The organism is Streptococcus macedonicus ACA-DC 198, assembly GCA_000283635.1.
Taxonomy (GTDB): Bacteria; Bacillota; Bacilli; order Lactobacillales; family Streptococcaceae; genus Streptococcus; species Streptococcus macedonicus.
Genome location: HE613569.1, coordinates 1,047,095 through 1,067,393, shown reverse-complemented (window position 1 = coordinate 1,067,393; position 20,299 = coordinate 1,047,095). Strand labels below are relative to the sequence as shown.

At 37.9% G+C, this 20,299-nt stretch carries 19 protein-coding genes and 2 pseudogenes; 20 read left to right on the top strand and 1 reads right to left on the bottom strand.

Going from position 1 to position 20,299, the window contains the following annotated elements:
• The first annotated feature begins 46 nt into the window (after window positions 1–46).
• The 19 genes and pseudogenes from SMA_RS05405 (at window position 47) to phoU (ending at window position 15,953) form a co-directional block, all read left to right on the top strand.
• Entirely contained in the window at window positions 47–286 is a 240-nt protein-coding gene (locus tag SMA_RS05405) for a DUF1858 domain-containing protein (protein ID WP_009854267.1), read from the top strand.
• Window positions 279–1,634 (top strand): DUF438 domain-containing protein, encoded by a 1,356-nt coding sequence (locus SMA_RS05400; RefSeq protein WP_014294607.1) that lies wholly within the window; start codon window positions 279–281, stop codon window positions 1,632–1,634. The genes SMA_RS05405 and SMA_RS05400 overlap by 8 nt, the downstream gene beginning before the upstream one ends.
• An 85-nt stretch (window positions 1,635–1,719) precedes the next feature.
• The gene (gene truB / locus SMA_RS05395; protein WP_014294606.1) at window positions 1,720–2,598 is read left to right on the top strand and encodes a tRNA pseudouridine(55) synthase TruB; all 879 of its coding nucleotides are present in this window, start codon (window positions 1,720–1,722) and stop codon (window positions 2,596–2,598) included.
• Between the two features lie 15 nt (window positions 2,599–2,613).
• Window positions 2,614–3,546 carry a bifunctional riboflavin kinase/FAD synthetase gene (locus SMA_RS05390; RefSeq protein ID WP_044563042.1) on the top strand — a complete coding sequence of 311 codons (933 nt, stop codon included), beginning with the start codon at window positions 2,614–2,616 and terminating at the stop codon, window positions 3,544–3,546.
• A gap of 42 nt (window positions 3,547–3,588) precedes the next feature.
• Window positions 3,589–3,993, top strand: coding sequence for a Spx/MgsR family RNA polymerase-binding regulatory protein (locus SMA_RS05385; RefSeq protein WP_014294604.1), 405 nt, complete (start codon window positions 3,589–3,591; stop codon window positions 3,991–3,993).
• 83 nt (window positions 3,994–4,076) lie between these two features.
• Window positions 4,077–4,352 carry a UPF0223 family protein gene (locus SMA_RS05380; RefSeq protein WP_014294603.1) on the top strand — a complete coding sequence of 92 codons (276 nt, stop codon included), beginning with the start codon at window positions 4,077–4,079 and terminating at the stop codon, window positions 4,350–4,352.
• Window positions 4,342–5,100 carry an inositol monophosphatase family protein gene (locus tag SMA_RS05375; protein WP_014294602.1) on the top strand — a complete coding sequence of 253 codons (759 nt, stop codon included), beginning with the start codon at window positions 4,342–4,344 and terminating at the stop codon, window positions 5,098–5,100. Before SMA_RS05380 ends, SMA_RS05375 begins: the two co-directional genes overlap by 11 nt.
• A 17-nt stretch (window positions 5,101–5,117) precedes the next feature.
• Complete coding sequence (locus SMA_RS05370) at window positions 5,118–5,675, top strand: DNA-3-methyladenine glycosylase I (RefSeq protein WP_014294601.1); 558 nt, start codon at window positions 5,118–5,120, stop codon at window positions 5,673–5,675.
• A 108-nt stretch (window positions 5,676–5,783) separates the two neighbouring features.
• Window positions 5,784–6,609: pseudogene (locus SMA_RS05365) on the top strand (ZIP family metal transporter).
• Between the two features lie 136 nt (window positions 6,610–6,745).
• A pseudogene (locus tag SMA_RS05360) lies at window positions 6,746–7,068 on the top strand (putative quinol monooxygenase).
• A 116-nt stretch (window positions 7,069–7,184) separates the two neighbouring features.
• The gene (locus SMA_RS05355; RefSeq protein ID WP_039670838.1) at window positions 7,185–7,517 is read left to right on the top strand and encodes a DUF6568 family protein; all 333 of its coding nucleotides are present in this window, start codon (window positions 7,185–7,187) and stop codon (window positions 7,515–7,517) included.
• Between the two features lie 12 nt (window positions 7,518–7,529).
• Window positions 7,530–8,885: a glutathione-disulfide reductase gene (gene gorA / locus SMA_RS05350; protein WP_014294598.1), complete on the top strand. Its 1,356-nt coding sequence runs from the start codon at window positions 7,530–7,532 to the stop codon at window positions 8,883–8,885.
• 675 nt (window positions 8,886–9,560) lie between these two features.
• The gene (locus SMA_RS05340; protein WP_014294595.1) at window positions 9,561–10,871 is read left to right on the top strand and encodes an RsmF rRNA methyltransferase first C-terminal domain-containing protein; all 1,311 of its coding nucleotides are present in this window, start codon (window positions 9,561–9,563) and stop codon (window positions 10,869–10,871) included.
• A gap of 143 nt (window positions 10,872–11,014) precedes the next feature.
• The gene (locus SMA_RS05335; protein ID WP_014294594.1) at window positions 11,015–11,881 is read left to right on the top strand and encodes a phosphate ABC transporter substrate-binding protein PstS; all 867 of its coding nucleotides are present in this window, start codon (window positions 11,015–11,017) and stop codon (window positions 11,879–11,881) included.
• A 9-nt stretch (window positions 11,882–11,890) separates the two neighbouring features.
• On the top strand, window positions 11,891–12,808 hold the full coding sequence (gene pstC, locus SMA_RS05330; protein WP_014294593.1) for a phosphate ABC transporter permease subunit PstC: 918 nt from the start codon (window positions 11,891–11,893) through the stop codon (window positions 12,806–12,808).
• Complete coding sequence (gene pstA, locus SMA_RS05325) at window positions 12,798–13,685, top strand: phosphate ABC transporter permease PstA (RefSeq protein ID WP_014294592.1); 888 nt, start codon at window positions 12,798–12,800, stop codon at window positions 13,683–13,685. The genes pstC and pstA overlap by 11 nt, the downstream gene beginning before the upstream one ends.
• 10 nt (window positions 13,686–13,695) lie before the next feature.
• Window positions 13,696–14,499, top strand: coding sequence for a phosphate ABC transporter ATP-binding protein PstB (gene pstB, locus SMA_RS05320; RefSeq protein ID WP_014294591.1), 804 nt, complete (start codon window positions 13,696–13,698; stop codon window positions 14,497–14,499).
• Window positions 14,500–14,510: 11 nt separating this feature from the next.
• Window positions 14,511–15,269, top strand: coding sequence for a phosphate ABC transporter ATP-binding protein PstB (gene pstB, locus SMA_RS05315; protein ID WP_014294590.1), 759 nt, complete (start codon window positions 14,511–14,513; stop codon window positions 15,267–15,269).
• Window positions 15,270–15,299: 30 nt separating this feature from the next.
• The gene (phoU, locus tag SMA_RS05310; RefSeq protein WP_014294589.1) at window positions 15,300–15,953 is read left to right on the top strand and encodes a phosphate signaling complex protein PhoU; all 654 of its coding nucleotides are present in this window, start codon (window positions 15,300–15,302) and stop codon (window positions 15,951–15,953) included.
• 83 nt (window positions 15,954–16,036) lie between these two features.
• Here the strand turns inward: phoU and SMA_RS05305 are convergent, their stop codons facing one another.
• Window positions 16,037–17,293, bottom strand: coding sequence for an ISL3 family transposase (locus SMA_RS05305; RefSeq protein WP_014294588.1), 1,257 nt, complete (start codon window positions 17,291–17,293; stop codon window positions 16,037–16,039).
• 300 nt (window positions 17,294–17,593) lie between these two features.
• On the opposite strand from SMA_RS05305, the gene SMA_RS05300 reads away from it, so the two are divergent.
• Window positions 17,594–20,137, top strand: a complete 2,544-nt coding sequence (locus SMA_RS05300; protein WP_014294587.1) for a M1 family metallopeptidase — start codon at window positions 17,594–17,596, stop codon at window positions 20,135–20,137.
• The last annotated feature ends 162 nt before the right edge of the window (window positions 20,138–20,299 follow it).

The following is a 20,299-nucleotide window of genomic DNA, read 5'->3' as shown; positions in this document are numbered from 1 at the left end:
TTTCTGATGTGTTATAATAAAGCTATCAAATATTGAGGTAATTATTATGAACAATATTATAGATTTATCAAAACCAGTCGCTGAGACGATTAAGGAACACCCAGAAGTGAAGGAGATTTTGGTAGATTTGGGGTTTAAGCCATTGTCAAAACCTGCCATGCTAAACACAGTTGGGAAAGTAACGTCTCTAAAAGCTGGTGCAAAGTTAGCTAATATTTCACTTGAAAAAATTCAACGAACACTTGAATTTAATGGTTATGAAGTGATTGGAGGCAGTTATGACTGAAAATCGTATTGAAATACTAAAAGATATTCTGTTACGTTTGCATCATGGTGCTGACGCTAAGTCTGTTCAAGAGGATTTTGACCAGTATTTTACAGGTGTGTCAGCCTTGGAAATCTCAATGATGGAACATGAGCTAATGGGGACTGATACTGGCATTACTTTTGAGGATGTCATGAGCTTGTGTAATGTTCATGCTAATCTTTTTAAAGGTGCTATCTCAGATGTTGATGTGCCAGATGCGGAGCAAGAAGGGCATCCAGTCTATGTTTTTAAACAAGAAAATCTTGCTTTACGTGCTGCCATGTTACGCATTCGTCGTATTATCGAAAATTATGAAAAGGCTGAAAACGAGGAATTTCGTCCAGATTTGATACGTGGATTGAAGCATCAGATGAGTCTTTTAGGGCAATTCCAGAATCATTATAATCGTAAAGAAAACCTCTTTTTCCCAGTGATGGAACGATATGGGCATGATGCACCACCAAAAGTCATGTGGAGTGTTGATGATAACATTAGAGCACTTTTTGAAAAAGCGCAAATTGCTGTGGAGCAGTTACCTGACCTAACAATCGTGGAAGTTTCTTCAGCCTTTGAAGCATTCGCAAAAGAATTCGAAGAAATGATTTTCAAGGAAGAAGCTATTCTCTTGATGATTTTACTAGAAACATTAACTCAAGACGATTGGCTTGCGATTGCCGAAGAAAGTGATGTTTATGGTTATGCGATTGTAAAACCAACAGCTAAATGGCAGCCTCACCGTGAAAATTTTGAGGATACAAAACAAGACCTTGCGCATTCGACAAACCAAACAGAAGATAGTCAAGAAAATTCAACAACTGATATTCAATTGACCAAAGTCATTGATACGCCAGAAGGGCAGTTCACTATTAGCTTTACACCTAAAAAGGAAAGCCAAAGTTTTGACCGTACGAGTCAACAGTCATTCGGTAATGGTTACCTATCCGTTGAGCAAGCTAATCTTATTCTCAATCATTTACCATTAGAAATCACTTTCGTCAATAAAGATGATATTTTCCAATATTACAACGATAGTAAAGCACCAGATGAAATGATTTTTAAACGGACACCAAGTCAGATTGGACGCCATGTTGAGCTTTGTCATCCACCAAAAGTTTTAGATAAAGTCAAGAAAATTTTTACGCTTTTGCGCTCTGGTGAGCGAAATAAAGTTGTGATGTGGTTCAAGTCAGAAAAACTCGGCAAATTTGTTCATGTCACCTACGCTGCTGTTCGTGATGAAAATGGTGAATTTCAAGGCGTCTTAGAATACGTTCAAGAAATTCAAGATTTCTTTGAGTTAGGTAGCGATAACAATCGCGACATTTAAACAGAATAGATAAGAATATAGCTAAAACTCTTATAATAGTGTTTTAGCTTGTCTTTTGTTAGTAAAAAAAGTTATAATAAAGGTTATGATTAACGGAATTATTAATTTAAAAAAAGAAGCAGGAATGACGAGTCACGACGCAGTCTTTAAGCTTCGAAAAATATTGCATGAAAAGAAAATTGGTCACGGAGGAACGCTAGACCCTGACGTTGTTGGAGTTCTGCCAATTGCTGTTGGTAAAGCAACACGTGTGATTGAATACATGACAGAAGCTGGCAAAATTTACCGTGGGCAGATTTGTCTGGGGTATTCGACAACAACGGAAGATGCTAGTGGTGAATGTCTTGAGACAACGCCAGTTAGTGATGTAGCAGTAGAAGAAGTTGACTTGGCTTTGAGAAGTTTTATCGGTGAAATCACTCAAATTCCTCCTATGTACTCAGCGGTTAAAGTCAACGGCAAACGATTATATGAATATGCTCGCGCTGGTCAAACAATTGAGCGACCTGAACGCCATGTGACAATCTATGATTTCAAACGCACTAGCCCGTTAGAATTTAAAGATGATTGTTGTTATTTTGATTTTGAAGTGGCTTGTAGTAAAGGAACTTATATTCGTACGTTGTCAGTTGATTTAGGAAAAAAACTTGGCTACGCTAGTCATATGTCATATTTAGAACGCGAAGCTTCAGCTGGCTTACGACTAGAAAACGCCTTAACTTTGGCAGAAATCACTGATAAAGTAGCTTTGGAAGATTTTTCATTTCTTCTTCCTATCGAATACGGCGTTATGGATTTACCACGTGTTGATTTGACCGAAGACCAAAAAATCAAGATTTCTTTTGGACGAAAAATTGCTTTAGATAGAAAAGATGAACAACTTGCGGGATTTTATGAGGATAAGTTGGTGGCAATTCTTGAGCCGCGAGATGACCTTTACAAACCGCATAAAGTATTTATCTGATTTAGAATGGAAAAAATGGAAATTCAACGAATAAAAGATTACAAAGACATAACGAATGCCAAAGATAGTATGTTAGTATTAGGATACTTTGATGGGCTTCATCGAGGGCACAAGGCATTATTTGATAAAGCAAAAGAGATTGCTAAACGTGATAATTTAGCACTAACTGTCCTAACATTTAATGAGTCTCCACGTCTTGCTCTATCACGTTTTACGCCTGATTTATTGTTTAGTTTAACCTCGCCTGAAAAGCGCTATGAGAAGTTTGCGGAATATGGTGTTGATTATCTGTATTTGATTGATTTCACGTCAACTTTTTCAAAACTCTCTGCAAAAAACTTTTTAGAAAACTACATCAAACAGTTGCGTGCCAAGACAATTGTTGTCGGATTTGATTATAAATTCGGACACGACCGTAAAGATGCTACTGATTTAGCACAGCAATTCAATGGTAACGTTGTCGTTGTGCCAGAAGTTCAAGATAATGGTGAAAAAATTAGTTCAACACGAATTCGTCAGTTGATTTTTGATGGCAATATTAAAGAAGTTAATCGTTTATTAGGTTACAATTTTAGCACGCGTGGTATTGTCGTACATGGTGATGCGCGTGGGCGAACTATTGGTTTTCCAACGGCTAATCTAGCGCCGATTGATAACGTTTTTCTACCTGGAGACGGCGTTTATGTTTCCAATGTTATTGTCAACGGAAAATGTTATCGTGCCATGACAAGTGTTGGCAAAAATGTCACCTTTGGTGGTACTGAATTACGTCTGGAAGCCAATATTTTTGATTTCAAAGATGAGATTTATGGTGAGACAGTTGAAGTAATCTGGTTAGATAAAATCCGAGATATGGTAAAATTTGCAGGCGCTGATGAATTGATTGAACAATTGAAATCTGATAAGGAAGTTGCTGCAAATTGGAAAAAAGATAGCCAAGTTCCTTAAAATTTTGTATAATAAAAGCAACAGTATGGGAGAGGTGGTTATATGATTACTTTATTTTTGTCACCAAGTTGTACGAGCTGCCGAAAAGCTCGCGCTTGGTTAAACGAACACGATGTGAAATTTCAAGAGCATAATATTATCACCAGCCCTCTCAGTCGTGAAGAATTAATGTCGATTTTGGCATTTACTGAGAATGGAACAGAAGATATTATTTCAACACGTTCTAAAGTTTTCCAAAAATTAGACGTGGATGTTAATGAATTATCTGTTTCAAACTTGATTGATTTGATTTCAAAAAATCCAGGATTATTGCGTCGTCCGATTATTTTAGATGACAAGCGAATGCAAATCGGATTTAACGAAGACGAGATTCGTGCCTTTCTGCCACGAGATTATCGTAAACAAGAATTGCGTCAAGCAACCATAAAAGCAGAAATTGAAGGATAGAAAGGAATAACTCAAACTAATTTCTGATGATTTTGCTAGACTAGTGCACTGCAAAGTTATTTGAGAGTTTTTGGTATCTTAAGATGAAAAATTACAGCTATCCTCTTGATTTGTCTTGGAGCACTGAAGAAATTGCCTCAGTGCTTCATTTTTTGAATCAAGTTGAAGCCGCTTATGAAACAAAGGTTTCTGTAAAGGATATCTTGGACAGCTATGCTATTTTTAAAACCATTGTGAAGAGTAAGGCGCAAGAAAAACAAATTGATCGTGAATTTGAAAGAAACAGCGGTTATTCAACTTATCAAGCTGTAAAAGCCGCAAAAGCTAAGGTGAAAGGATATATTTCTCTTGGAAAATAAGTTTACATTTGCTAAAGCGTTAATTCATGCTGCGGGGGATTTTATCAAAGATAATATGGTTCAGGACCTGCAGATTGAAGAAAAAACGCGTTTTGATGATCTGGTGACGAATCTTGATAAGGCAACTCAGGAATTATTAATTACTAGGATTAAGCAAGCTTATCCTAACGACAATATTATGGCTGAAGAAAATAATATTCACCACCCTATTTCAGACGGCAATGTTTGGGTATTAGATCCGATTGACGGTACGGTCAATTTTGTTGTTCAAGGGGCTAATTTTGCGGTAATGATTGCTTATTACGAAAATGGCAAAGGGCAGTTTGGTTTGATTTATGATGTTGCTAACGACATCTTGTATAGCGGTGGTGGGCAATTTGACGTTTATGCCAACGACAAACGACTTACATCTTACCAAGATGTGGCGCTTAAACGAACTTTAATCGGCTGCAATGCTAGTATGTTTTCATGCAATTATTGTGGAATTCGTGACCTTGTTGACCAGACACTAGGTGTTCGTGTTTATGGCGGAGCTGGTCTTAGTATGGCGTATGTTATGACAGGGCGATTGTTAGCTTATTTCTCATATATTCAACCCTGGGATTATGCTGCGGCAAAAATCATGGGAGAGAAATTAGGCTATGTTTTGTTAACGCTTGACGGAAAAGAGCCAGATTTTGCAACGCGCCAAAAAGTGATGTTTGTTCCTAAGCAGAAACTATCCACGATTCAAACTTATTTGGATTGATACAGAAAGGATTGTCAATGACTGACGGAAAATGCCACGCATGGTACGAAGGTGACCATGTTTTAGAAGAATACCATGATAACGAATGGTGTAAGGTGGCATATGACGACCGGTTTCAATTTGAAATGCTGTGCCTAGAAGGGGCAAGTGTTGGCTTATCATGGAAAACAATCATGCACAAACGTGAAAACTATCGCCGTGCTTTTCATGATTTCGACATTGACACCTGCGCTAAAATGTCAGATGACGAATTGGAACAATTATTGTCAAATTCGGGCTTAATTCGCAACCGAAATAAGATTTTTAGTGTTCGAAAGAACGCTCGAATTGTGCAAGAAATTCAAAAAGAATTCGGCTCTTTTGATGCCTATCTTTGGAGTTTTACAAACGGCAAGCAGATTGATAATAAGTGGAAAACGCCAGAAGATGTGCCGACGGTGTCTGATTTATCAGAGAGACTAAGCAAAGACATGAAAAAAAGTGGCATTGGATTTGTTGGGCCCGTTATTACCTACTCATTCCTACAAGCCGTTGGTATTGTTAACGACCATCTCGTTAATTGTGATTATCGATAGTATAACCTAGTGATTTTACTAGGTTTTTTTGGTATTTTTTGTTACAATGAAATAAATTTACAGAAAAGATTTTAATGAGATAGATAAATATTTAAAAGGAGAATTTTTATGATAGATTGGCTGATGACACAAAACGTTGTTTTGTTAGCCTTGTTAGCAGGATTGTTTACATGGGGATGTACCATTCTTGGTTCTGCTATTGTTTTTTTTCTTTACAAAAGTTAGTCGTAAGTTGCTTGATGTGATGATGGGATTTGCGGCTGGAGTTATGATTGCGGCTTCTTTTTGGTCCTTGTTAGCGCCAGCTATTGATTACGCACAAGCAGACTATGGTAAACTTGCTTGGCTGCCAGCAGCGGTTGGTTTTCTGTTGGGTGGTTTTAGTTTACGCTTAATTGACGCCCTTGTTCCACATTTGCACTTGGGAAAAGATGTTTCGGAGGCAGAAGGGATTCAACCGAAGAAAAATTTATCTAAAACAGCTTTGCTTTTTTTAGCTATTACGATTCATAATTTTCCAGAAGGTTTAGCTGTTGGTGTTACTTTTGGAGCACTAGCATCTGGTAACATGACGAATGTGGCTCTTATCGGAGCAATTGGACTTGCGATTGGTATTGGGCTACAAAATATCCCTGAGGGGGCGGCGCTTTCCATTCCTATTCGTGCTGACGGCAGTTCACGTTGGCGTGCTTTCTTTATGGGAGCGATGTCTGCGATTGTAGAGCCTATCGGTGCTGTTTTAGGAGCAGCTCTTGTTATTGTCATGCTACAAATCATCCCATATGCTCTTGCCTTTGCGGCTGGTGCCATGATTTTCGTTGTTGTCGAAGAACTTATTCCAGAGTCGCAAAACAACGGTAATACCGATATTGCCACACTTGGACTTATGGTTGGTTTTGTCATTATGATGGTGATGGATGTCGCTTTGGGATAATGTAATCGTGGAATGTTAAGCTTATTTTGATTACCCCTAGCGGACATTCGCTAGGGGCTTGCTGGTTTTGTGTATATCATTTGGAAATGTTTTCAAAATGTAATAAAATAAAGAAAAGGCTAGGAAAGATGATTTTATGGCAATTACAGTTAATTTATATTACAAGGGTGCTAACGGCAATGCTAAAAAATTCATGGGAGAAACGGAAAAATCAGGTACGGCAGCAGCAATTCGAGCTGAAAAAGGAAACTTGAGATATGATTATTTCTTTCCAGCAAATGACCCTGAAACGGTTTTGTTAATTGACAGTTGGGAAAATCAGGAAGCTATTGATGTGCATCATGCCTCACCAATGATGGACACTCAGCTGAACTTCGATAAAAATACGACTTACACATGACTGTAGAACGTTACATGTCTGATGATAGCGAAGTTGATAGTGAATTTATCCGAAAATAATGACATGCGATAAGAGGATTGGGCAAAATCAATCCTCTTTTTGATTTTCGAATCAGAAAGTTGAGAAATTTAGTCGTATGAGATATGATAAAGGTAATATTTTTGGAGGTATTGTTATGACAACATTTGCAGATTATTTTACACCTATTTCAGCCAAGGAGGCTAATACACAACTTCAAACTGCGGATAATTTTATTCTTTTTATCGGACGTCCGACTTGTCCATATTGTCGCCGTTTTGAGCCAAAACTAACGCAAGTGGCGAAAGATAATCAATTAACTGTTCATTTCTTAAATAGTGAAAATCAAGATTCAGACACCCAAGAGCTTCGCACAACTTATAATGTTCCAACAGTTCCAGGGCTTTTGGTAGCCAAATCAGGTCATGTGAAAGTTGTCTGCGATTCATCCTTATCAGAAGAAGCTATTTTAGATTTTATAACGCATTGATTAGGAGACTGTATGGAAGTAAAACAATATGATTACATTGTTATCGGTGGTGGCTCTGGCGGAATTGCTTCAGCTAATCGTGCCGCTATGCACGGCGCAAAAGTCATTCTTTTTGAAGCAAAGGAAGTCGGTGGAACTTGTGTCAATCTAGGATGTGTTCCTAAAAAGGTCATGTGGTACGGCGCACAGGTAGCTGAAACGCTAAACATCTACGCTAGTGAATACGGTTTTCAAGTTGGTCAAACTACTTTTGATTTTAAAACTCTGAAAGCCAATCGTGAAGCCTATATTGACCGTATTCATGCTTCTTACGAACGCGGTTTTGATAATAATGGTGTTGAACGTGTTTATGATTATGCGACCTTCGTTGAGGCACATACTGTGGAAGTGGCAGGAACGTATTACACAGCGCCGCATATTTTAATTGCTACTGGTGGTCATGCGCTTTATCCTGATATTCCTGGGGCGCACTACGGTATCACATCGGACGGCTTTTTCGAGTTAGATGAAGTGCCAAAACGTACTGCGGTAGTAGGTGCAGGGTATATTGCCGTGGAAGTAGCTGGTATCTTGCACGCACTCGGTTCAAAAACGCACCTTTTTGTTCGCGGTGAGCGTCCTCTACGAACTTTTGATAAAGAAATTATTGATACTTTGGTGGATGCTATGGTTGAAAATGGTCCGACGTTACACACTTTTTCGATTCCTAAAGAAGTTATCAAGAACGATGATGATAGTTTGACATTGATTCTGGAAAATGGTGAGACTTATACAGTTGACATGCTTATTTGGGCAATTGGTCGTAAGGCAAATGTTACTGGTTTTGGTCTTGAAAAGACGGGTGTAGAACTTGATGATAAAGGATTTATCAAAACTGATGACTACGAAAACACATCAGTTGACGGCATTTACGCTCTTGGTGATGTCAATGGTAAATTGGAATTAACACCAGTCGCTGTCAAGGCGGGTCGTCAGCTGTCAGAGCGTCTTTTCAATGACAAACCAAGTGCTAAAATGGATTATAAAGATGTAGCGACTGTTATTTTTAGTCACCCAGCAATTGGTTCAATCGGCTATTCAGAAGAAAAAGCCATTGCAGAGTTTAGCGAAGAACAAATCAAAATCTATCGCTCAAGTTTTACACCAATGTACACAGCTTTAGGCAGTCATCGTCAACCAAGTAAGATGAAGCTAGTTACTCTTGGAAAAGATGAAAAAATCATTGGCTTGCATGGAATCGGCTATGGCGTCGATGAAATGATTCAAGGCTTCTCAGTTGCTATCAAAATGGGCGCTACCAAGGAAGATTTTGATAATACGGTAGCTATTCACCCAACAGGCGCAGAAGAATTTGTGACGATGAGATAGTTTTGATATAGGAAAGTATTGTAATACCATAATTAGAGCTTGAGATGTAATTGTTTCAAGCTTTTTAGTATGTTAATGATTGGTATGTAATTCCTTTTATGCAATTTTGAAATTAAAATTAAATCGTTATGTCATCAGCAAAAACGACTAAAGCTTTCAGCGAGTTTTATGCAGAATATCCAGAGCTAAATGGTTTGATTGAACATTTGCAAGATATAGCAGGATATTCTAACGATAAATTAAAACTTACTATTTATACATTTGGTTTCTTACTATGGTTTCTTTGCTATCATGGATTTAAATGATATTCAACAACTTTATCATTATGTCATTAAAATCAAACGGACTTTTATTACAATTGGACGAAATTCAATGCTTATCGGTATTACAGAAAATAAAAAGCAATTACAGAAAACAAAAAGCAGAAAAGCATTTCAATTAAAAATATTGGAAAAACGCCTGATAGCGAACTTCAACCGATGTTCAAATATGTTGCATAGCATTTCCCAGAAATCAAATTGGGCAAGGATTAGTTTTTCACAATTTAATCAAGTTATACGATGGTAGATTAATACTAAATAAGACAGCAGAGCTAAGCCAATAAACCTTAGCTTTTTTATTTTAAAAAGCCGCGCGATAGTTGTAATTGGTATGTGAAATTGTTATCATATAAGTATGTTATTACCTGAAAAATTTATTGAAGAATACCGTAATATTCTTGGAGATGAAGCAGATGATTTTCTAGCGACATTTGACCAAGAAGCTATCTCAGGATTTCGTGTGAATCCTCTAAAAAATGTTCAACAGACATTTGATACCCCAATTCCTAATACACCATGGGGGCATTATGGCAAAGTTTCTGGCAAGTCTCCAGAACATGTTTCAGGGCTTGTTTATTCGCAGGAACCAGCAGCACAAATGGTTGCTCAAGTCGCAGCACCACAGGAAAATATGCGCGTGCTTGATTTAGCAGCAGCACCAGGTGGCAAATCGACGCATTTGCTTAGCTATATGAATAATACTGGCGTCTTAGTCAGTAATGAAATTTCTAGCAAGCGTAGTAAAGTTCTCGTAGAAAATATTGAACGTTTTGGGGCTCGAAATGTTGTTGTTACCAATGAAAGTTCACAAAAACTTGCAAAAGTATTCAAATACTATTTTGACCTTATCGTTTTTGACGGACCGTGTTCAGGTGAGGGAATGTTTCGTAAAGACCCTGCAGCCACGCAATATTGGCATGAAAACTATCCTGCAGAATGTGCTGCGCTTCAAAAAGAAATTTTAGAAGAAGCCATGAAAATGTTAGCCATTGGTGGAACGCTTGTTTATTCAACATGCACTTGGTCGCTAGAAGAAAACGAAGGAGTGGTTAAGTGGCTTTTAGACAAGTATGATTATCTGGAACTTGTTGATATTGAAAAAATAAATGGCATGGTGGAAGGGATAGATTTGCCACAAGTTGCGCGCATGTACCCACATCATTTTAAAGGAGAAGGGCAATTTGTTGCAAAACTACGTGATACAAGAACAGCAGAAACACGTTCTGTTAAGCCTGTAAAATCTAACCTTACCAAGGCTCAATTAAAACTTTGGCGAGATTTCGCAAAGCAACATATCAAAGTTGATTTAGCAGGAATCTTACAAACTTTTGGAGATAATCTTTATCTATTGCCAGAAGGTTTGCCAGACTTAGGAAAACTAAAAATCGCACGTAATGGGCTTCATTTGGGAACCTTTAAGAAAAATCGATTTGAACCTTCGTTTGCTTTGGGGCTTTCATTATCACCTGATGACGTAGAACAGTTCGTGAAAATTGATATAGAACAGTTCAAGGTTTATGCATCTGGAAATATTGTCAAATTGGAAGAGCCAATTCAAAACGGCTGGTATCTAGTGTCAATAAATGGCAATGGCATAGGCTTTGCCAAAATTACTGGAAATATTCTGAAAAATTACTTCCCTAAGGGACTGCGTTTTTATTCGTAAACTGTTACAGATACAATTTGTGTTAAAATAGGAAGAAAAACACTTTGCAATTGCCTGCTTGATATGTTAATATTTCTTTGTGAAGTATTTGTAACACTTCATGTAAATTACTTTTTATTTTCAAGATTAAGTAGGAATCACAAATGAAAAAAATGAAAAAACTTAGCTTTTTACTGCTAATTACCTTAGTTTCCATCATTTTGTCAGGTTGTGCTAGTTGGATTGATAAAGGTGAATCAATTACCTGCGTTGGTTCAACAGCGCTTCAGCCTCTAGTTGAAGCTGCAGCTGACGAATTTGGAACAGCCAATATTGGAAAAACAGTTAATGTTCAAGGTGGAGGATCTGGTACAGGACTTTCTCAAGTTCAATCAGGAGCAGTCCAAATTGGGAATAGTGATGTTTTTGCTGAAGAAAAAGACGGTATCGATGCTGACCAATTGGTTGATCATCAAGTAGCAGTAGCTGGACTTGCTGTGATTGTTAACGATAATGTCAAAGTTGATAATTTAACGACAGAACAACTTCGAAAGATTTTTACAGGTGAAATTACAAACTGGAAAGAAGTTGGCGGTCAAGATTTGGAAATTTCAATTATTAACCGAGCAGCAAGCTCAGGATCACGTGCAATATTTGATAATGTTATTATGAATGGTGAGTCAGCCGTTCAAAGCCAAGAGCAGGATTCAAATGGTATGGTGAAATCTATTGTATCACAGACTCCAGGTGCGATTTCATATCTTGCTTTTGCCTATGTTGATGATGCTGTGAAAACAATCAGTCTAAATGGTTATGAACCAACTGCTGAAAATGTAACAACAAACAATTGGCCACTTTGGTCATATGAACATATGTACACTAAAGGTGAGCCAACAGGCTTGACAAAAGAATTTTTGGATTATATCATGAGTGATGAAGTTCAAAAAGGCATTGTTGAACAAATGGGTTATATTTCAGTCAATGATATGCAGGTTACTAAGTCAGCTGATGGCACAGTAACTGAAAAATAAGGAGACGTTATGAGAAATCAAGAACTTGAGAAAAAATTAACCTCACCTTCAAAAAATTCTCAATTAGAAAAATTCGGGAAAGGGTTAACCCTTTTCTGTTTGGTGCTAATTGTTTTTATCGTTGCAATGATTTTAATTTTCGTTGCGCAAAAAGGATTGTCTACCTTCTTTGTTGATGGTGTCAACCCACTAACGTTCCTTTTTGGAAGTAAATGGGATCCAAATTCAGGCTCTTTTGGAGCTCTACCAATGATTTTGGGGTCATTTATTGTAACTATTCTATCTGCTTTAATTGCGACTCCGATTGCTATTGGAGCAGCGGTATTTATGACAGAAGTATCGCCAAAATACGGTGCTAAGATTTTGCAACCAGCTATCGAATTATTGACAGGAATCCCTTCTGTTGTTTATGGTTTTATTGGTCTGCAAGTTATCGTACCATTTGTTCGTTCGATTTTTGGTGGAACAGGTTTTGGTATTTTATCAGGTGTCTGTGTCCTTTTTGTCATGATTCTACCGACAGTTACCTTTATGACGGTAGATAGTTTGAAAGCAGTCCCAAGACATTATAAAGAAGCCAGCTTTGCTATGGGGGCTACTCGTTGGCAAACAATCTGGCGTGTTATCTTGAATGCCGCTCGACCTGGGATTTTTACAGCGGTGATTTTTGGTATGGCTCGTGCTTTTGGTGAAGCCTTAGCCATTCAAATGGTTGTCGGAAACTCTGCCGTTGTTCCTACATCATTAACAACACCAGCAGCGACCTTGACCTCTGTGTTGACAATGGGAATTGGTAACACAGTCATGGGAACTGTCCAAAATAATGTTCTTTGGTCACTAGCTTTAGTCTTGCTAATTATGAGTTTAGGATTTAATATGCTCGTGAAATTTATTACAAGAGAAAGAAAGAGAAATTATGCACGCTAAAAAAATTGATAAATTAGCAACAGGAGTTCTCTATACAATTGCTGGAATTATTGTTGCAATTTTGGCATCTTTGCTACTTTATATTTTGGTTAATGGTTTACCACACGTTAGCTGGTCTTTCTTGACAGGAAAATCATCAGCTTATAAAGCTGGCGGTGGTATTGGTATTCAGCTGTACAATTCTCTCTTTCTTTTAGTGATTACACTGATTATTTCAATTCCGCTATCAATGGGAGCAGGAATTTACTTATCTGAATACGCTAAAAAAGGGCGTTTTACGAATTTCATTAGAACTTGTATTGAAATTCTATCATCTCTACCATCAGTTGTTGTTGGATTGTTTGGTTACCTTATTTTTGTTGTTCAATTTCAATACGGTTTCTCAATTATCTCTGGTGCCCTTGCCTTAACCGTATTTAATCTGCCACAAATGACACGTAATGTTGAAGATGGTCTTCGTAATGTTCACCATACGCAACGTGAAGCAGGACTTGCCCTTGGTTTATCACGTTGGGAAACAGTTGTTCACGTTGTTGTACCAGAAGCTTTACCAAGTATTGTTACTGGTATTGTGCTTGCTTCAGGACGTATCTTTGGTGAAGCAGCCGCGCTTATTTACACAGCGGGGCAATCTGCGCCAGCTCTTGATTGGTCAAATTGGAACCCACTTAGTGTGACAAGTCCGATTTCTATCTTCCGTCAAGCTGAAACGCTCGCTGTTCACATTTGGAAAGTCAATAGTGAAGGCACTATTCCTGATGCAACACAAGTTTCACAAGGAAGCGCTGCAGTTCTCTTGGTTTTCATCCTCATTTTCAACCTATCAGCTCGTTATATCGGTAAGAAACTTCATGCGAAATTAACGTCAGCAAACTAAAGGAGAAAAAATGACAGAATATAATTGGAACGAAAGACATATTATTACATTTCCAGAAGAAAAGCTTGCCTTAGCAACGAAAGATCTTCATGTTTATTATGGTCAAAAAGAGGCAATCAAGGGGATTGATATGCAGTTTGAAAAAAATAAAATCACTGCCCTTATTGGTCCATCTGGATGTGGCAAATCGACATTTCTTCGTAGTTTGAACCGAATGAATGACACTATTGATATTGCTAAAGTAACGGGTGAAATTTCATATGAAGGTATTGATGTTAACGCCAAAAATATCAATGTTTATGAAATGCGCAAACAGATTGGTATGGTTTTCCAACGTCCTAATCCATTTGCAAAATCTATTTATAAAAATATCACATTTGCCTATGAACGAGCAGGTGTGAAAAACAAACAATTCTTAGATGAAATTGTTGAAACCTCTTTAAAACAAGCTGCGCTTTGGGACCAAGTGAAAGATGATTTGCATAAATCAGCCTTCACGCTTTCAGGCGGTCAGCAGCAACGTTTGTGTATCGCGCGAGCCATTGCTGTTAAACCTGACATTCTTCTAATGGATGAGCCAGCGTCAGCTTTGGACCCAGTTGCTACAATGCAGTTGGAAGATACCTTGTTTGAATTGAAGAAAGATTATACCATTATCATCGTAACGCACAATATGCAACAAGCAGCTCGTGCTAGTGACTACACAGCATTCTTCTATTTGGGAGATTTGATTGAATACGATAAAACGAACAACATCTTCCAAAATGCGAAATTGCAATCTACTAGTGATTATGTGTCTGGACATTTTGGTTAGAAAGGAAAGACATGACAGAACCTATTTTAAGAGTGAGTGACTTATCTGTCTACTATAACAAGAAAAAAGCTTTAAATAATGTGTCTATGGATTTCTATCCTAATGAAATCACAGCCTTAATCGGACCTTCTGGTTCAGGAAAATCAACACTTTTGCGGTCGATTAACCGCATGGGTGACCTTAATCCTGAAGTAACATTGACAGGTTCAATCACTTATAACGGTCATAATATTTATAGCCCACGAACAGATACGGTTGAACTTCGCAAAGAAATCGGCATGGTTTTCCAACAACCTAATCCATTTCCAATGTCAATCTATGAAAATGTCGTTTACGGTTTACGTTTGAAAGGAATTAAAGATAAGCAAGTTCTTGATGAAGCTGTCGAATCATCACTTATCGGTGCCTCTATCTGGGACGAAGTTAAGGATAGATTGCACGATTCTGCGCTTGGCTTATCAGGTGGTCAGCAACAACGTGTGTGTGTAGCTCGTGTTTTAGCAACAAGGCCTAAAATCATTTTATTAGATGAACCAACATCAGCGCTTGACCCAATTTCAGCAGGCAAAGTGGAAAATACACTTTATGGTTTGAAAGATAAATATACAATGCTTATCGTAACACGTTCAATGCAACAAGCTTCACGTATTTCAGACCGAACAGGATTTTTCCTCGGTGGTAATCTTATCGAATATGGAAAAACACATGAAATGTTCATGAATCCTAAACGAAAAGAAACAGAAGATTATATTACAGGAAAATTTGGTTAGTCTTAGCAGCTTGAAAAAGGAGATGGTATTATGTTAAGGTCAAAATTTGACGATGAATTAGAAAAATTACACAATCAATTTTACGCAATGGGGACTGAAGTCCTTTCACAAATCAATAAGACCGTTCGAGCATTCATCAGCCATGATCGTGAATTAGCTAAAGAAGTTATCGAAGGTGATGAAATTGTCAATAATTTCGAAACAAAATTAGAGAAAAAATCACTTGAAATCATTGCATTGCAACAACCAGTTTCTCAAGATTTACGTACTGTTATTACAGTTTTAAAAGCTTCAAGCGATGTTGAACGCATGGGTGACCACGCAGCTTCAATCGCTAAAGCAACCATCCGTGTAAAAGGCGAAGAACGTTTACCAGAAGTCGAAGCAGAAATCAAAAAAATGGGTAAAGCTGTGCGCGACATGGTAGAAGAAGCTTTGGATGTTTATATCACAGGAAATGAAGAACATGCTTACGAAGTGGCCGCATCAGACGAAGTGATTGATAACTATTTCCATGACATTCAAAATATGGCCGTTGAGTCAATCCGACAACAACCTGACACCGTTTTTGCCGGGAAAGAATACCTACAAGTTATCACTTACTTAGAACGTATTGGTGACTACGCTCGTAATATTTGTGAATGGGTTGTTTACCTTAAAACTGGTAAAATCATTGAGCTGTAATACGAGAGACAAAGAGAAGGAGCGACCTTCTTTTTGTTTTATTTTTTAAAGGCTCATTGTCAACTGTAGTGGGTGACTTATCACTAACATCTAGAGAGAATCAGATTTGTTCTCTCTATTTTGATGTTCAAAGCGATGAGAATTTTAGTTTTAAAGTTTTTGAAGTTTCGAAAGCCGAAAGCTTGACGCTTAATGTCCTTGATGAGTTTGTTAGTGGCTTCTAGCTTAGCGTTAGAATAAGGGAGCTCCAGGGCGTTTGCAATGTAGGATTTGTATTTCTTGAAGGTCTTAAAGACAGTGGTAAATACAGGATTGACAAAGGGAAGGTTGTCGTCAATCAGCGCCATAAAATGGTCGGTATTCTTCTCTTGAAAATGGAATAATAAGAGTTGATACAACTCATAGTAATAACGGAATTCGTCCGATAAATCTAGAATCTTCTTAACAATTTCTTTCGGAGTCAAGGTTTGGCTAAAGGTTCGTGAATAAAAGCGTTTATCAGAGAGTTTGCGATTGTCTTTCTGGAGTATTTTCCAGTGATTTTTCATAGCTCGATAAGGGAGAGACTTTTTATCAAAGCTCTTCATGATGGTAATTCGAGTGCTCATCATAGCTCTGCCAAGGTGTTGGACAATATGGAAGCGGTCGAGTACGATTTTAGCTTTAGGAAATAGCTGTTTCAGGATTGGAATATAAGACCCAGACATGTCCACAGTAACGACTTTAACCGCCTCACGAACAGCTCTAGGATAGCGATAAAAGTAGTTTTTGATGGTGGTTTGTGGGTTGTTTTCAAGGAGAGTGACAATTTTTCTGGTTTCAAAATCTTGAGCAATAAAAGCTAGTTGTCCCTTGTTTCGAGAAAATTCATCTACCGATAGAACCTCAGGAAGACGAGTAAGGTCTTCCTTGAAGGTGAAAGCTTCCAGCTGACGTTGGACAAGAGATACTGAAAGGTGGAGTCTCTTAGCGATGGCAGTATTAGTTAACTTTTCGGTATGGTATTGTGTGATTTTCTGGCGGACAGGCTTTGAGATTTGGCAATGTTTCTTGACTAAGCTAGTCTCAGAAACCGTCACACGACGACAGCCCTTACATTGAAAGCGTCGCTTCTTGAGTTTGAGGACCGTTGGTATGCCTTGGACGTCAAGGATTGGGATGGTAGAGGCTCGTTGAAAGTCATACTTGCTCATCTGACTTTTGCAGTGAGGGCAGAGTGGAGGCTGATAGTCTAGGCTAGCCTCAATCGTGATGTGGGTATCAGCCTTAAAAACCGTCTTGATTTTAATATTTTTGTCTTTTAATCCGATGAGTTCTGTGGTATTCTTAAGTTGTTCCATAAGGTGTTCCTAATGATGGTTTAGTCGCTTTTCATTATAAGTCTTATGGGGCTTTTTTGATACACTGAAAAAGCTCCATAATCTCTGTGGGGGATTTACCCACTACAGAAATTATAGAGCCTTTTTAAAACTGACAGATATTTAGGTTTGTGATATAATAATGTAGTTTGATAGTACTTAACCATCATTAATTTAATGACACGATTATTTCATAGTAAGTATTGTCAGAATTATTTAAAAGATTAAGGGATATGGGGAGAACGATTGTTAGTCCTCATTTCTATAATTTAAAGGAGTTATATGAAAACTGTAGAACATTTTATTGAAAAATTTGTTCCTGAAAATTATAATATTTTTCTTGACATTAACCGTCAATCAAAAACGTTTTCAGGTAACGTAGCGATTAGCGGTGAGGCTTTAGATAATGTTATTTCATTCCACCAAAAAGATTTAGTCATTGCTTCTGTTTTGTTAGACAATCAAAACTTAGAGTTTACCATTGATAACAACAACGAAGCTGTCCATGTTGAACTACCAGAAACAGGTACAATGACAGTTGTTCTTGAATTCTCAGGTAAGATTACCGATAATATGACAGGTATCTACCCTTCATATTACACTGTTGATGGTGTCAAAAAAGAAATCATCTCAACACAATTTGAAAGTCACTTTGCCCGCGAAGCTTTCCCTTGTGTGGACGAACCAGAAGCAAAAGCTACTTTTGATTTGAGCATTAAATTTGACCAAACTGAAGGTGAAATCGTGCTTTCAAATATGCCAGAAGTTGATGCTGACCGTCGTAAGGAAACTGGTCTTTGGACATTCGATACGACACCTCGCATGTCATCATACCTTCTCGCATTTGCTCTTGGGGATTTGCAAGGTAAAACTGCAAAAACTAAAAATGGTACTGAAGTTGGTGTTTTCTCAACAAAAGCACACGCTCTTAAATCATTAGACTTTGCTTTGGATATTGCTGTTCGTGTTATTGATTTCTACGAGGATTATTATGGCGTCAAATACCCAATTCCGCTTTCATACCATGTTGCCCTTCCTGATTTCTCAGCTGGAGCGATGGAAAATTGGGGCTTGGTTACTTACCGTGAAGTTTATCTTTTGGTTGACGATAACTCTACCGTTAAGAGTCGTCAAAATGTCGCACTTGTTGTTGCACACGAATTGGCTCACCAATGGTTTGGTAACCTTGTCACAATGAAATGGTGGGATGATTTATGGCTCAATGAATCATTTGCCAATATGATGGAGTACGTTTCTGTTGATGCCATTGAGCCTTCATGGAATATCTTTGAAGATTTCCAAACAGCAGGTCTCCCATTGGCGCTTCAACGTGATGCCACTGACGGTGTTCAATCTGTGCACGTCGAAGTTCAGCATCCTGATGAAATCAATACTTTGTTTGACCCAGCCATTGTTTATGCTAAAGGAAGTCGCTTGATGCACATGCTTCGTCGTTGGCTTGGTGATAACGATTTCTGTGCTGGCTTGAAAATTTACTTTGACAAACACCAATATGACAATACTATTGGTCGTGATCTTTGGGATGCGTTATCAGAAGCATCTGGAAAAGATGTTGCAGCCTTCATGGACGCTTGGTTAGAACAACCTGGTTATCCAGTTGTGACAGCAGAAGTTGTTGATGATACACTTGTTCTTAGCCAAAAACAATTCTTCATCGGTGAAGGTGTTGATGAAAACCGTATTTGGCCAATTCCACTTAATAGCAATTGGCAAGGATTTCCAGAAACGTTGACTGAAGCTCGTCTTGAAATTCCAAATTACAGCCAATTAGTAGCTCAAAATGAAGGAGCTCTTCGTCTCAATACAGAAAATACCGCTCACTACATCACAAATTATAAAGGCGAATTGTTGAACGCTGTTCTTGAACAATTGACTGAACTTGATACTGTTTCAAAACTTCAAGTCATCCAAGAACGCCGTTTACTTGCTGAAAGTGGTGAGATTTCATACGCAGAACTTGTTCCGTTATTGACAAAACTTGCTGATGAAACTTCTTATTTGGTAGCGGAAGCTATTTCACAAGTTGTTGAAGGTTTGGATGTTTTCTTGACAGAAGGAAGTCAAGCTCAAGCACAATTTAAAGCCTTGGTTAGCCACCTCATGCAAAAGAATTACAACCGCCTCGGCTTTGAACCACAAGCAGGAGAATCTGATGAAGATGAAATGGTTCGTCAAAATACGATTTCGTTGATGTTGTACGCAGATAACGAAGATGCTGTGACAAAAGCGGAAGCTATTTTCCATCAATACAAAGATAATATCGAAGCTATTCCAGCTTCAATTCGCTTATCTGTTTTGGCAAATCAAATCAAGCACGCTGAAACAGAAGAACTTGTTTCACTTTACCTCGATACTTACGTGAAAACAAACGATGGTAACTTTCGTCGTCAATTGGCTTCTGCTTTATCAAATACAAAATCAGAAGCCACTGTTGAGCGTATCTTGAGCGCTTTGAAAAACAAAGACATTGTGAAACCACAAGACTTAGCAATGAGTTGGTACCGTCCATTCCTTGAAAAAGATTTTACGCAAGGAGCGATCTGGACTTGGGCACGTGAAAACTGGGCTTGGATTAAATCAGTGCTTGGTGGTGACATGAGTTTTGATAAATTTGTTATCTACCCTGCCAATTCATTCAAAACAGCTGAACGTCTTGCAGAATACAAAGCTTTCTTTGAACCACAACTTGATGATATGGCAATCAGCCGCAATATTGCAATGGGAATCAAAGAAATCTCTGCTCGCCTTGATTTGATTAGCACAAGTAAGGTTGCTGTCGAAGAAGCACTTGCAGAAGTTGAATAAAAATAAAACGTCTGAGATTTTTTTCAGACGTTTTTTCAATACTAGTAATTGTAACCGTTACTATTTTAGATAATCTTAAGCTCAGTCAGATATGCTTTTTATCAGAAAATTACTATGAAAATTAAGAAAGTTCTTGTAAAAACTTAAACTAAAGTAGTAAGT